The 12,621-nt window shown below is 71.9% G+C and carries 9 protein-coding genes and 1 pseudogene; 8 read left to right on the forward strand and 2 right to left on the reverse strand.

All coding sequences use genetic code 11. The features are described from left to right. Positions 1–169 precede the first annotated feature (169 nt). Together WME98_RS21805 and WME98_RS21810 are read left to right on the forward strand one after the other, a co-directional pair. Complete coding sequence (locus WME98_RS21805; protein WP_437953030.1) at positions 170–2,404, forward strand: substrate-binding domain-containing protein; 2,235 nt, start codon at positions 170–172, stop codon at positions 2,402–2,404. Positions 2,405–2,553: 149 nt separating this feature from the next. After that, positions 2,554–3,765 carry an L-dopachrome tautomerase-related protein gene (locus WME98_RS21810; RefSeq protein ID WP_437953031.1) on the forward strand — a complete coding sequence of 404 codons (1,212 nt, stop codon included), beginning with the start codon at positions 2,554–2,556 and terminating at the stop codon, positions 3,763–3,765. Here the strand turns inward: WME98_RS21810 and WME98_RS21815 are convergent. Further along, positions 3,723–4,664, reverse strand: a complete 942-nt coding sequence (locus WME98_RS21815; RefSeq protein WP_437953032.1) for a LysR family transcriptional regulator — start codon at positions 4,662–4,664, stop codon at positions 3,723–3,725. The two genes, WME98_RS21810 and WME98_RS21815, sit on opposite strands and share 43 nt — an antisense overlap. A 119-nt stretch (positions 4,665–4,783) precedes the next feature. On the opposite strand from WME98_RS21815, the gene WME98_RS21820 reads away from it, so the two are divergent. Further along, positions 4,784–5,491, forward strand: coding sequence for a FadR/GntR family transcriptional regulator (locus tag WME98_RS21820; RefSeq protein WP_437334924.1), 708 nt, complete (start codon positions 4,784–4,786; stop codon positions 5,489–5,491). Further along, a complete protein-coding gene (locus WME98_RS21825) occupies positions 5,488–6,867 on the forward strand; it encodes an FAD-binding oxidoreductase (protein ID WP_437953033.1) in 1,380 nt (459 codons plus the stop codon). The genes WME98_RS21820 and WME98_RS21825 overlap by 4 nt, the downstream gene beginning before the upstream one ends. Here the strand turns inward: WME98_RS21825 and WME98_RS21830 are convergent. Beyond that, positions 6,854–7,936: a glycoside hydrolase family 11 protein gene (locus WME98_RS21830; protein WP_437953034.1), complete on the reverse strand. Its 1,083-nt coding sequence runs from the start codon at positions 7,934–7,936 to the stop codon at positions 6,854–6,856. The two genes, WME98_RS21825 and WME98_RS21830, sit on opposite strands and share 14 nt — an antisense overlap. A 293-nt stretch (positions 7,937–8,229) precedes the next feature. Between WME98_RS21830 and WME98_RS21835 the strand changes: the two genes are divergently transcribed. The 4 genes and pseudogenes from WME98_RS21835 (at position 8,230) to WME98_RS21850 (ending at position 12,095) form a co-directional block, all read left to right on the forward strand. Next, entirely contained in the window at positions 8,230–8,484 is a 255-nt protein-coding gene (locus tag WME98_RS21835; RefSeq protein ID WP_437953035.1) for a hypothetical protein, read from the forward strand. A gap of 71 nt (positions 8,485–8,555) precedes the next feature. Further along, a pseudogene (locus WME98_RS21840) lies at positions 8,556–9,320 on the forward strand (STAS domain-containing protein); the annotation flags it as partial. A 108-nt stretch (positions 9,321–9,428) separates the two neighbouring features. Then, on the forward strand, positions 9,429–10,529 hold the full coding sequence (locus WME98_RS21845) for a hypothetical protein (RefSeq protein ID WP_437953036.1): 1,101 nt from the start codon (positions 9,429–9,431) through the stop codon (positions 10,527–10,529). Positions 10,530–10,823: 294 nt separating this feature from the next. Then, the gene (locus tag WME98_RS21850; RefSeq protein ID WP_437953037.1) at positions 10,824–12,095 is read left to right on the forward strand and encodes a YciC family protein; all 1,272 of its coding nucleotides are present in this window, start codon (positions 10,824–10,826) and stop codon (positions 12,093–12,095) included. Positions 12,096–12,621 lie beyond the last annotated feature (526 nt).

Genomic DNA, 12,621 nt, shown 5'->3' on the forward strand with positions numbered 1-12,621 from the left:
GGCGCGGCAATCGTGGGGCGGCGGTGTCCGCGGTCTGACGGTTCGCCGCGGATTCCGCGGCAGAATGCCAGACTTCTCGCCCGGGCCCCCGGTCCAGCGTGTACGCTGGAAGGGTCCGCAGCCGTCGTGGGGAGGGCGACCAGGGGTTGACAGCAGGAGGCCGTCAGAAATGGGTCAGGGTCGCCAGCGCAGTGGAGTGCCGTTGCCGGAGCAGTGGGGTGATCTGCCCGGCACCGCGTCGCGGCGGGCCAGGGGAACCTCCGGCGCAGCGGGCCGGGCCGACGTCCCGCGCGGAGCGGCCAGCCCTCGCACCATCGGCGTCGTCGCCCCCTTCCTCTCCGGCGCGTTCTGGGGCCCTGTCCTGATCGGCATTCACGAGGCGGCGCAGCAGCGCGGCCATCGCACGCTGGTGCTGCGCGGCACGCCGTCCGAGGTCCAGGCGCCCTCGCTCGGGGGGGAGCAGGTGGACGGGTGGATCGTCATCATCGAGTTCGACGGCCTCTCGGAGCTCGCGCGCGCGGGGGTCCCGTTCATCACGCTCGGCGCCCGTCCCGCCGACATCGTCTGCCCGGCCGTGCTCCCGGACAACCACGGCGGCGTCCGGAGCGCGGTGCTCCACCTGATCGAGCACGGGCACCGGCGCATCGCGTTCGTCGGCAATTTCGCCGCGTACGACGTGCGCGAGCGCCGCGACGCCTACAAGGACACGCTCGCCGAGGCGGGCATTCCCTTCGATCCCGATCTGGTCATCCCGTGCGATAACAACATGTACAGCGGCGGCCGGGCCGTCGCGCCCGAGCTCCTCGCGCTGCTGCCCGGGTGCACGGCGGCGGTCTTCGGCACGGACAAGAACGCGCTCGGGATGATGTCCGCGCTGAAGGCGGCGGGCGTCCGCCTCCCCGAGGATTTCGCGATCATCGGCTTCGACGACGTCGCGGAGGCGCAGAGCGCCGATCCGCCGCTGAGCACCGTGCGCCAGCGGTTCGAGATGATGGGGAGCGCCGCGTGCGAGCTCATCTTGACGATGATCGCCGGCGAGGCATTCCCGGCCGAGGGCGTGCGCACGGCGAACGCGCTGATCCAGCGGAGCTCGTGCGGATGCAATGTGATCCAGAACTTCCTCGACGCGAGGGACGAGGCGCTCGAGGACGGCGACGTCGACGCCGTCGCCCGGCAGCTGGTCGAGCTCTTGATCCTGCCCCGGCCGCTCCCGCCCGACACCCCGCCGACCGACGTATGGCCGGCGGTCACGCGGGTGGTCGACATGTATTTCTCGGCGCTCCGCGGCGCCGCGCCGGCGCCGGCTGCCGAGCTCGAGCGCGCTTATCGGGAGGCGGTCGACATCACGCCCGATCTGGGCGCCCTGCTGGCGACGGCGCGGCTCCTCGGCCAGCTCCCCGAGCGGCGCCGCGCGCCCCTGGACGCCGCGGCCAGGCGCCGGGTGGACGACTTCCTGGAGCTCGCGCGCCTCGCGATCGCGCGGGCCCGGCTCGCGGCCGAGACGCAGTATGTCCACCAGCTCGGGGTGCTCGCGAGGACCAATTACGAGGTGAGCTTCGCCCTGCTCGGCGGCACTCAGCAGGAATACCGGTCGCTCTCGTGGCTCGAGACGACCACGGTGGTCTGGGGCTGCCTTGCCTTATGGGACGATCCGGCGGCGCGCGCGGAGCTCGTCATCGCCGGCGCGTACAGCCGCGACGGCGGCCCCGTCCCCCCGGACGGCAGCCGCTGCCGGCTGGAGGCGTTCCCGCCGGAGACGATGCTGCCGCCCTCGGCGGCGGACGGCACGTATTCGGTGTTTCTCTTGCCGATCCGCTCTGCCCAGCGCGATTGGGGGATATTGGCGCTCGTCGGCCCGACGATCGTCGCGATGACCGGCGACGAGGGCACGGTCGCGATCTGGGGGACGCTGCTCGGCGCGGCGCTGGAGCGCGACGCGCTCGTGGCGTCGCTGTCGGCGCAGCACGTCGACCTGCAGAAGGCCTATGCGAGCGAGCGCGCGCTCTCGGAGACGGTGCGCGAGCTGGGTTGTCCGCTCATCCCGCTGCTGCCCGGCGTGCTGCTCGTGCCGCTGATCGGGATGATCGACGGCGGCCGCGCCCAGCAGGTGCTCGAGAAGGTGGCCGAGGGGGTGAGCCGGCACGAGGCGCTCCGCGTGCTGCTCGATCTCACGGGCGTGCCGTTCGTGGACGCCCAGGTCGCGCATTCCCTCGGCATGACCAGCCGCGCGGCCGCCATGCTCGGGGCGCGGGTCTATCTGGTCGGCGTGCGGCCCGACATCGCGAGGAGCCTCGTCGACGTCGACCTCGGCGCGCTGGCCACGTTCTCGTCGCTGTCGGCGGCGCTCCGGGAGCTCGCGCCCGCGGGGGGGCGCTCGCTCAAGACTTGGCGGGGCGCGCGCTAGCGCGCAATCTCGTGGTGCGACCGGACGCCGGGGCGGCGCGCGGGTCGAGCCATCCTCAACGAAACGCTGAAACTGTTTCCGCGTGCCGTCGCTTGTCCGGCAGGGCGCGCTCCTCAAGCATGGAGGACCACCACGACGAGGAGACAAGCATGCATCGGTTTGCCCATCTCAAGCTCGAGCTCGCGAGCCTGACCCTGGCCGCGGGCGCGGCCCTGGTCGCGGGCGCGGCGGCCTGCGGCGCCAGCGCCATCCCGGCGCGGCCGCCGCAGCCCGCGCTCGAGGTCTATGCTCGGCTCGACGCGACCGGCGTCGGCGGCATCACCCAGATGCCCGACGGCCGGGTGATCATCGGCTTTCACCCGCTCTACAAGCCCGAGGTGCAGGTCGCGCTGCTCAACCCAGACCGGGAGTCCACCACACCGTACCCGAGCGCGGAGTGGCAAAGCTGCAAGAACGCCGACGGCAGCTGGAAATCCGAGTTCAACGCCTGCCTGGACTGGGTGCTCGGCCTGCACACGGACCAGAACGGCGTCCTCTGGCTGCTCGACTCGGCCAAATCCACGGACAAGGCGGCGGGGCGCCCGGCTGGCCTCGTGCCCAAGCTCGTCGGGTGGAACACCCACCAGAACAAGCTCGAGCGCGTCATCCCCATCTCACCGGAAGCCACCCTCACCGAGTCGCAGCACAACGACTTCGTGGTGGACCTGAAGCACAACGTGATCGTGGTCGCCGATGAGGCCATCGGCGAAGGCTCGGGCGGCGTCGGCGACAAGGCGGCGCTCGTGGTGGTGGACCTCTCCACCGGCGACAGCCGGCGCCTCTTGCAAGGCCATCCCAGCGTGATGCCCCTGAAAGAGCCCATCCGCTGGGACGTGGGTCGACCGACGAGCGGCGCCGTCGACCTGTACGTGGGCGTGGACGGCATCGCCCTCGACACGAAGAGCGAGTGGCTCTACTTCGCCCCGCTCAACGCTTACAAGATGTACCGGATCCGGATGAGCGACCTTCTGGACACGTCGCTCACCGCCGCGCAGCTCGGGGCGAAGGTGGAGACCTATGCGGACAAGCCCTTCAACGGCGGCCTGACCATCGACCGGGACGACAACCTGTACCTCACCGAGGTCGGCGAGCGCGCCGTGGGCGTCATCCCGTCGGGCACCCGCAAATACGAGCGTCTGGTGAGCGACCCGGGCATGGTCTGGCCGGACGGCGTCACCTACAACAGCGACGGCGCCATGTACACCGGCGCGGCGCAGCTGTCCCTCACCGGCGCGCTCCAGGCCGACGGCGTGGCCAGGAACAAGGCGCCCTACCTGGTCTATCGCTTCAAGCCCCTGGCGCCGGGCACACCGGGCTTCTGAGGCGAGAGGTCGCGGAGCTTCGCCGCGAGGAAGTCGACGAGGGCGCGCACCCGCGCCGGCACGAAACGATGGCTCGGCAGGATGGCGTTGAGCGGATAGGGCTCACCCTGCCAGCCGGGCAGCAGGCGCACAAGACGGCCCTCGCGCAGATCGTGCACCAGATCCAGCTCGGATTTGTAGAGCAGGCCGGCGCCGGCGAGGGCCCATTGGTGGGCGATGGCCGCGTCGTCGGCGTCGCGGTCGCCGTCGACGCGCACCTCGGTCCATGCGCCGCCCTTCTCGAAGCGCCAGGCCACATGCCGCTTGTGGTTGACGTGGAAGGTCAGGCAGTTGTGCTGGGCCAGATCCTCGGGCGAGCGCGGCGGCTCGTGCCGCGCGAGGTACGCGGGGGAAGCGCAGAGCACGCGGCGCGTCGTGGAGAGCGCCCGGGCCACCAGCCGGGAGTCGCTGAGCTCGCCATAACGCAAGGCCAGGTCCACCACGTCGCGCATTACGTCCTGCACGCGGTCGGTCACGGACAGGGCCAGGCGCACGCCCGGATGGGCCGCCACGAACTCGTCCAGCCAGGGCAAGAGCACGCTGCGCGCGAGATCCGACGGCGCCGCCACGCGCACCGTGCCCACGAGCGAGCGGCGCTGCGACGCGAGCTGCGCCTCGCCTTCTTCCAGGAGCTCGAGCGCGCGGGAGGCGTAGTCCAGGAGGATCTGGCCCTCCGGCGTCAGGCGCAGCGCGCGCGTGGACCGCTCGAACAGCCGCTCGCCCAGCTGCGCCTCCAGCCGCTTCAGCATGGCGCTGGCCGCGGCCGGCGTGACGCCCAGGACCCGCGCCGCCGCCGTCAGCGTCCCGCGGCGGGCCGTCTCCACAAGCACGCGCAGATCTTCGATGTTCTCGATGCTCACGTGGATAGTTTCGCCCGAGGAGCGCTCCGGGGCGAACCCCAAGCTGGCCGGCGGGAACGCCAGATTTTGCCTTGACCGCGCCGATAGCCGAAAGTACGTTGGTCTGACCAAAGGACAATATGACCAACGTGCCACGCTTCCGGACCGTGTCCCGTTCGGCGATCTACGTCGACGTCGCCGACCAGATCCGTGACGCGATCCTCAATCGCTCGCTCTCGTCGGGCGAGCGCCTGCCGCCCGAGCGCGAGCTCGCTCAGCAGTTCGGGGTCAGCCGCGCGACGATCCGCGAGGCGCTCCGCCACCTCCAGGCGCAGGGGCTACTCGCGTCGCGCGGGCGGACCTCGCCGATGCAGGCCGCGAGCCCTGACGCGGCGGTCGATCGCTTCTGCGAGGCGCTCACCCACGTGGTCCAGCTCCGGAACGTGTCGCTCCCGGACCTCATCGAGCTTCGCGTCGCGATCGAGACCGCCGCAATGACCCGCTCGGCGGCCGCGCCTGTCGCCGCTCACCTCGATGAGGCGCGCGCCGCGCTCGAGGAGATGGCGCGGGAGCATATCTCGCCCACCGATTTCTACGACGTCGATATCGCGTTCCACGCCGCGCTGGTCGCGGCTTCTGGCAACCAGGCGCTCTCCCTCGTGATGGTCGCGGTCAAGGACAGCATCCGGCTCCACCTCGAAGAGGCGCTGCGGGCGCGCTCGTTCGCGGCGATCCGCCCGCGGGTGGTCGAGGAGCACCGGGCGCTCTTGCGCGCGATCGAGCGCGGTAACGCGAAGTCGGGCGCGACGCTCCTCAGGGCGCACCTCTCGGAGTTCTACGGCACATGAGCCCGCTCGATGAGCTTGCCCTCACGCTGCGCGATGGCCTCGTCACGGATCGGGACGTCATCGAGGGGTATCGCCACGACAAGGCCCTTTGGGCGCCGGGCGGCTGGCCGCTCGCCGTGGCGCGGCCGTCCTCGACCGCCGACGTGCAGGCGCTGGCGCGGTGGGCGACCAAGCACCGCATCGCCCTGGTGCCGCGCGGCGCCGGGACCGGGGTGGCGGGCGGGGCGACCGCCACCGACGGCTGCGTGGTGGTGAGCTTCGAGCGCATGAACCGGATCCTCGTGATCGACGAGGCGGCCATGCTCGCCGTCGTCCAGCCGGGGGTGCTCAACGGCGAGCTCAAGGCCGCGGCGCAGGAACGGGAGCTGTGGTATCCGCCCGACCCGTCGAGCTACGCCATCTCGACGATCGGCGGCAATGTCGCCACCAACGCCGGCGGCCTGTGCTGCGTGAAATACGGTGTCACGTCCGACTACGTGCTCGGCCTCGAGGCGGTGCTCGCGGACGGGACGGCGCTCCGCACCGGCGGCCGCAGCCGCAAGGACGTCGCCGGCTATGATCTGACGCGGCTCCTGGTCGGCTCCGAGGGCACCCTCGCGCTGATCACCGAGATCACGCTGCGCCTGCGGCGGCGGCGCCCGCCGGCGACCACGCTGGTCGCGACGTTCGGGTCGCTGGAGGCTTCGGGGCGGGCGGTCGCGGCGATCGTCCGGTCGGTCGACGCGTCGATGCTCGAGATCATGGACCGCACGGCGATCCGCGCCGTCGAGCGCTTCCGCCCGCTCGACCTCGACACCGAGGCTGCCGCGATGCTCATCGCGCAGAGCGACGCTCCCGGGTCCGCCGAGCTCTCCTGCATGCAGGCGGCCTGCGAGGCCGCCGGCGGGACGGTGATCGCCACCACCGAGGACGAGGGCGAGGGGCAGATGTTGCTCACCGCGCGCCGCCTCGCGCTCACGGCGCTCGAGCAGCTCGGCACGGTGCTCGTCGACGACGTCGCCGTGCCGCTGCCGCAGCTGCCGGAGATGTTCCGTCGAATCGAGGCGATCGTCGCCGCGAGGCAGACCACCGTCGCGACGGTGGCGCACGCGGGCGACGGTAACCTTCACCCTCTGGTCGTGTTCGATCGAAGCGACGCCGCTGCCGAGGCGCGCGCGGTCGCGACCTTCAACGAGGTGATGGCGCAGGCGCTCGATCTGGGCGGCACGATCACTGGCGAGCACGGCGTCGGCACGCTCAAGCGCGGCCTCCTCACACGCCAGCTCGGCGCGGCGTCGCTCGCGCTGCACCACCGCATCAAAGATGCTTTCGACCCGGGCGGCATCCTCAACCCCGGAAAGGTGATCGCGCCCGCCGGAACGCTCATTTCACGGTGAACTTCGCCGTCGTGAACTTGACCGTGCCGCTGTTGTTCTGGGCCTCGACCAGCAGCTTGATCTCGTGCAGATTCCCCAGGGGGAGGCCGAGCGCTTCCCACTTGGTGAAGTGTTCGGAGACGGAGATGGTGCCGCACGTGCGCGCCGTCCGCCGGATGCTGAAATACTGATCGAACGTCGCGCTCGGACCCGTGATGGCCGGCTTGTTCACGCGGGTCTTCTTCCACACGTCGTAGGTCTCGCCATCGGCGGTGAGCGTGCCCACCTCGTCCCGCGGCGTCCCGTCGGAGGAGAAACCTGCCGGCTTTTCGCTCCCCCAGTCGTCGAGGATGTAGAACTCGCGCAGCGGGTTGACGGTCCAGCCGTAGATACCGATGTACGTCAGGCCGCCGTCCTCCTCCGTCTTGGTATGCGCGAACTCCGCCGAGATGGTGCCGATCTGGGTGTGCTTCTGGGTCTGGTTGTAGTCGAGCCCGACGCGCGCCAAGAAATCCTCGACGTTGTTCCATTCCGCGCTGAACGTGGCGTCGACGCTGTGCACGGTCATGCAGCCCGACCCGCCGCCTTCCGCCCAGAGCTCGAAACCGTAACCATTGCCCGCATCGCCTCGGCGGTTCGAGCAATACTCCATGCCTCCGGTCAGGGGGGGCGCCGGCGGGCAGGCGTCCACGCTGCCGCCCGTGTCCCCGCCGCCGTCGCCGGCGGAGCCACCGCCGCCCGTCGCGCCGCCCGCGCCACCGAGCCCACCGCTGCTGCTGCTGCTCGCGTCGCCGCCCCCCGTGACGCCTCCGGTTGCGGCGGTACCGCCCGCGCCCCCGGCGCCCGGTTGACCACCGCTTCCGCCTCCGCCGGTGGATCCTGCGATCGATCCGCCGCTCCCGCTTGCGTCCTTCCCCTCCCCGGAGCCGGCGCAGCCCGTGAAGGCCGCGGCAGCCAGGCAAGCGGCGAGGGTACCCTGCGACCAACGGGACGGGACGATAACGTTCATGTGCGGAGCATGCCGGTTATGCACATTTTGATCAAGCGAGGCGAACCGTCGAAAGAATAGCTCGTCGTCGGGTTGCCGCATCGGGCAGAAGTTTCCATGTGAGCGCGAACATCACTTCACTTCGTCGCTCCCGACACTGCCGAGCGAAGACCATAAGGTCTGTCTGAGCAAAGCATCGTTTCCACCGGCGGCTACAACGGAGCCGCCGCGAAGCGGCGCGGGAGCCCGGCCATCCCGGCCGGACTTCGGGCGGGCGAAACGAGGGCACCGCTGCGTTCCACACCGCCCACCCGAGATCGGCTAGGGATGGCGCTGGCCTCCGGGCCGGAGGCTCAGCGGGATGGGGTCAAGCAGACCCGGGGGGGAGCGCGACGATGGGTCAGGGCGGGCGGGACAGCGGCGTCGCGGTGCCGGAGCAGTGGGGCGAGCTCCCCGGCGACCCGGGGCAGGGCTCGGGACGAGGGGCCAGCTCCCTGCATCCGGCGCGCAGCACCCACCCGCCCGCGCGCCGCACGACCGCGCCGCCGGTCCAGGGCGCGGCGCCCGCCGCCGCGGGCCGCCCGGTCACCGTCGGCGTCATCACCCCCTTTCTCGACGGGTCGTTCTGGAACCCCGTCCTGATGGGCTGAAGGCGGCGGGCGTCCGCATCCCCGAAGATCTCGCGATCGTCGGCTTCGACGATGTGGTGGAGGCGCAGGGCGTCTGGGAGGACCCGGAGGCGCGCGCGGGCCTCGTCGTCGCCGGCGCCTACAGCCGCGACGGCAGCCCGACCCCGCCGATCGGCAGCCGCTGCCCGGTGGAGGCGTTTCCGCCGGCGGACATGCTGCCGCCCTCGGCCACCGACGGCACGTACATGGTGCTGCTCTTGCCGATCCGCTCCGCGCGGCGCGACTGGGGGATCCTGGTGCTCGTCGGCCCGACGCACGTCGCGATGGCCGGCGACGAGGGCACGGTCGCGATCTGGGGGACGCTGCTCGGCGCGGCGCTGGAGCGCGACGCGCTCGTGGAGTCGCTCTCGGCGCAGCACGCCGATCTGCAGAAGGCGTACGCGATCGAGCGCGCGCTCTCGGAGACGGTGCGCGAGCTCGGCTGTCCGCTCATCCCGCTGCTGCCCGGCGTGCTGCTCGTGCCGCTGATCGGGATGATCGACGCCGGCCGCGCCCGGCAGGTGCTCGAGAAGGTGTCCGAGGGGGTGAGCCGGCACAGGGCGTTTCGCGTGCTGCTCGACCTCACGGGCGTCCCGTTCGTGGACGCGCAGGTCGCCGACACGCTGGGGTTGACCAGCCGCGCGGCCGTGCTGCTCGGGGCGCGGGTCTACCTGGTCGGCGTGCGTCCCGAGATAGCGATGAGCCTCGTCGGCGTCGACCTCGGCGTCCTGGCCACGTTCTCGTCGCTGTCGGCGGCGCTCCGCGAGCTCGCGCCGGCGGGGAAGCGCGTGCGCAAGGCGGCGCGGCGGGCGCGGTGAGGGCGGCCGCGGCCACGATGTGGTCGAGGCCGCGCGCTCCCGCGCCGCTGTGCCTGGCGCGCGGCGGGGCGCCTTGACGCGGCGAGACGCGGCTGGCGTAATCGAGCGATGCTCGCCGTGCACTGCCCGCGTTGCGGGCGTCCTGCGCCGGTATCGCTCGCCAGCCCGGATCTCATGGAGTGCGCGGCGTGCCACTACCGCGGTCCGCCGCCCGCGGAGGCGGCGCAGGGCCTGCGCGCCGCGGCGCACGTCGTCTTCCAGACCGACGCTCGCCGGCGCCAGCTCTCGGACGCGCTGCGGCGGATGCTGGTCGCGGCGTCGCGGCGGCACGCGCGGCTCCTCGTGGTGTTCTCGCTCGCGTCGGTGCCGATCACGGCGCTCGCCGCGATCATCCTGCTGGGGGTCTGGGTCAGCCCCGATACCGAGGGGAACCTGGTCACCGGCGGCATGGTGGTGGCGGCGTGGCTGGGCACGGTCGGGACGGGCGCGGCCGTGCTCGCGCTCGTGCGCCGGCGGCAGCGGCGGATCGAGGAGGCGTGCGCCGCGCGCCCGCCGGCGGCCCCGGGCGAGCCGGCGGCGTGCCACGTGTGCGGCGCGCCGCTCGGCGGCGGCGACGGTGCGATCGCGCGGTGCGGCTTCTGCGCCGCCGACAACCTGATCGCGCCGGCGGTCCTCGAGCGCGTGCGCGCGCGGCAGGTGGTGATCTTGCGGTCGTTCCAGCAGGCCGTGAGCGCCGAGCTCGCCTCGTTCGACCGCGCGACGTCCGGCGCCGCCGCTGCGGTCGTGGCGACCGCGGTGGTGGTCCCGATCGCCGCGTTCGTCCTCGCCGTCGCCGCCGTCCTCGTGGGCGAGTCGCGGCGGCGGCCGATCGACGCCACCGTGCGCTACGCGGCCGTCAGCACTCCGGTTGGGCAGTGCATCGGTAAAATTGTGCCAAAAGCGGATGGCGGTACGGTTGTGCGGTTCGGGGGGTTCCGGCGCGCGGAGCTGCCCGAGGAGCAGGCGATCGCGCCGGGGGCGCCGGTCGAGGCGGTGTCGCCGGGGGCTCTCGTTGGCCGCTTCGTGACGGCGAAGCAGGGGGCCGGGGTCGTCGAGGGGGTGTTTCTGTCGCCGCTCACGGGCAACTCCGCCGAGGTGAAGCGCGACGACGGGACCTCGTTCACGAGCAGCGTCGCCGGGCTTTGCCTGAGCGGCGTGCTGTCGAGGTGATCCGTCACCGTTTCGTGCTCTTCCGTCTCGTGCTGTTCCGTTTCGTGCGCGTGTCCCGCAATGGACCTCGATGGGGCGATTGCCGTCCATCGAGAGATGCCCTGCGCAATCCGTCGTGACGGCGCTGCTCGCAGTGCCGGCAGGCTTTCGACGGTCGATCCTGCGCGGCGGTGCGGGGGGCTACGGCGCGCTGGCTACGTAGGGAGAAGTTAGTTGTTCCGTGCCGGCGCCCTCCACGTATAGTGGGGGTGGTTGGGTCGGACATCGTTGGGATTCACACCCGGTGGAGACAAGATGAGCCAAGGTGGCTGGGGCGGGGGATCAGGAGGCGGTCAGGGCGGTGGTGGTTACGGTCAGCCACCGGGCGGCGGCGGTTACGGCCCACCGCCGGGGCAGCCGGGGGGTGGTTACGGCCAGCCGCCGGGCCAGCCTGGCGGCAGCTACGGCCAGCCGCCGGGGCAGCCGGGGGGCGGCTACGGTCAGCCGCCGGGCCAGCCGGGGGGTGGTTACGGCCAGCCGCCGGGGCAGCCGGGGGGCGGTTACGGTCAGCCGCCGGGGCAGCCGGGGGGTGGTTACGGTCAGCCGCCGGGGCAGCCGGGCGGTAGCTATGGCCAGCCCCCGGGCGGCAATTACGGTCAGCCGCCGGGCGGTAGCTACGGTCAGCCCCCGGGGGGCGGCTATGGCCCGCCTCCTGGCGGCGGGCCTCCTGGCGGCGGGCCTCCTGGCGGCGGCTACGGCCCGCCGCCCGGCGGCGGCGGCTACGGCCCGCCGCCCGGCGGCGGCGGCTGGGGCCCGCCTCCTGGTGGCGGCGGCTGGGGTCAGCCGCCTGGCGGGGGGTTTGGTGCGCCTCCTGGCGGTGGGGGCTACGGTCCGCCGCCGGGCGGCGGCCCTTACGGTGCGCCGCCTGGCATGGGCGGCCCGACGTCGTGGGGAGCGGGAGATGCCGCGTCCTTCGGCTGGGAGCGGGTGAAGCGCGATCCCGCGGTGATCATCGGCGCTGTGGCCGTCGTCGGGCTCGCGGCGGGCTTCCCCAACTTCATCGGTGGCGGCCTCCAGGCGGCGCTCGCGAGCGACGCGCCGGCCGCCGGATCGGCCATTCAGGTCCTCATGCAGCTCTTCGGCTTCGTGGTGGGCAGCTACTTCGCCGGAGGTCTGTCCAATCTCCTCCTGAAGGTGGCGCGCGGCCAGCCGTACGCGTTCAACGACATCCTCGGCGGCGGGCGGTGGTTCATGTCCATCCTGGGCGCCCAGATCTTGACCTCTCTGGCCATCGGCGTCGGCATGGTCCTCCTGGTCGTCCCCGGCGTCATCCTCGCGCTCGGCTTGAGCATGACGAACATGTGCATCGTCGATAAGAACCTGGGCGCCGTCGACGCGATGAAGGAAAGCTGGCGAATCACGACCGGACACAAGGGCGGCATCTTCGTCTATGGCCTGCTCGTCTTCGCGCTCGTGGTGGCGGGCATGCTCGCCTGCTGCGTCGGCACGCTCGTGGCCGGGCCGATCGCAGCCCTCGGTTACACGTACATCTACCTGCGCCTGACCGGCCAGCCGACCGCAAGCTAAGCCTCGGCGACGCCCGTCCGCCCCTCCCCGGACACCCCGAAGCCCGCTCTCCTCCAGCGCAGTCCCCGTCGATGTTCGGAATGCCGGACCCTGGCCGTCCGGGCTGAACGCCCCGCGCTGGGCGCTTCAGCTCCGCTTCACCCGAGCTCATCGCCGGTTGCGTGACGGCGGTGGGGTGAGGAGCGGGTTGGACCCGCCTGAAGCGAGCAGAGTTTCGAACCGCCAAGGGGCCAAGGACGCCAAGAAGAAGGCAATGTCTTGGCGTCCTTGGTGCCTTGGCGGTTTATTTCTCGCTCGAACAGGTGATCGGTGTTCTCGAGAGGTTTTCGCTCGGGCTCCATGCAGACGTCGTCCGCCTCTCGTCCCACATCTCCCGTCTCCCGTCCCCCGTCCCCCGTCCCCCGTCTTCCCTCTTCCGTGCTCGTCCTTCGTGCGCGTGCGCGTGCGCGTGCGCGCTGATTCCGGGGGAATCGCGCACGGGTAGTGGTCAACTTTGCCCAGAGAGAGTCCACATGAAGGCGGGAAG

The sequence above is a fragment of the Sorangium sp. So ce296 genome (assembly GCF_051529605.1).
GTDB classification, from domain to species: domain Bacteria; phylum Myxococcota_A; class Polyangia; order Polyangiales; family Polyangiaceae; genus Sorangium; species Sorangium cellulosum_D.

Excerpts from the sequence above, each read along its gene's own strand:
- WME98_RS21805 (WP_437953030.1), top strand. The coding sequence starts at position 170 with ATGGGTCAGGGTCGCCAGCGCAGTGGAGTGCCGTTGCCGGAGCAGTGG.
- WME98_RS21810 (WP_437953031.1), top strand. The coding sequence starts at position 2,554 with ATGCATCGGTTTGCCCATCTCAAGCTCGAGCTCGCGAGCCTGACCCTG.
- WME98_RS21820 (WP_437334924.1), top strand. The coding sequence starts at position 4,784 with ATGACCAACGTGCCACGCTTCCGGACCGTGTCCCGTTCGGCGATCTAC.
- WME98_RS21825 (WP_437953033.1), top strand. The coding sequence starts at position 5,488 with ATGAGCCCGCTCGATGAGCTTGCCCTCACGCTGCGCGATGGCCTCGTC.
- WME98_RS21830 (WP_437953034.1), bottom strand. The coding sequence starts at position 7,936 with ATGCGGCAACCCGACGACGAGCTATTCTTTCGACGGTTCGCCTCGCTT.
- WME98_RS21835 (WP_437953035.1), top strand. The coding sequence starts at position 8,230 with ATGGGTCAGGGCGGGCGGGACAGCGGCGTCGCGGTGCCGGAGCAGTGG.
- WME98_RS21845 (WP_437953036.1), top strand. The coding sequence starts at position 9,429 with ATGCTCGCCGTGCACTGCCCGCGTTGCGGGCGTCCTGCGCCGGTATCG.
- WME98_RS21850 (WP_437953037.1), top strand. The coding sequence starts at position 10,824 with ATGAGCCAAGGTGGCTGGGGCGGGGGATCAGGAGGCGGTCAGGGCGGT.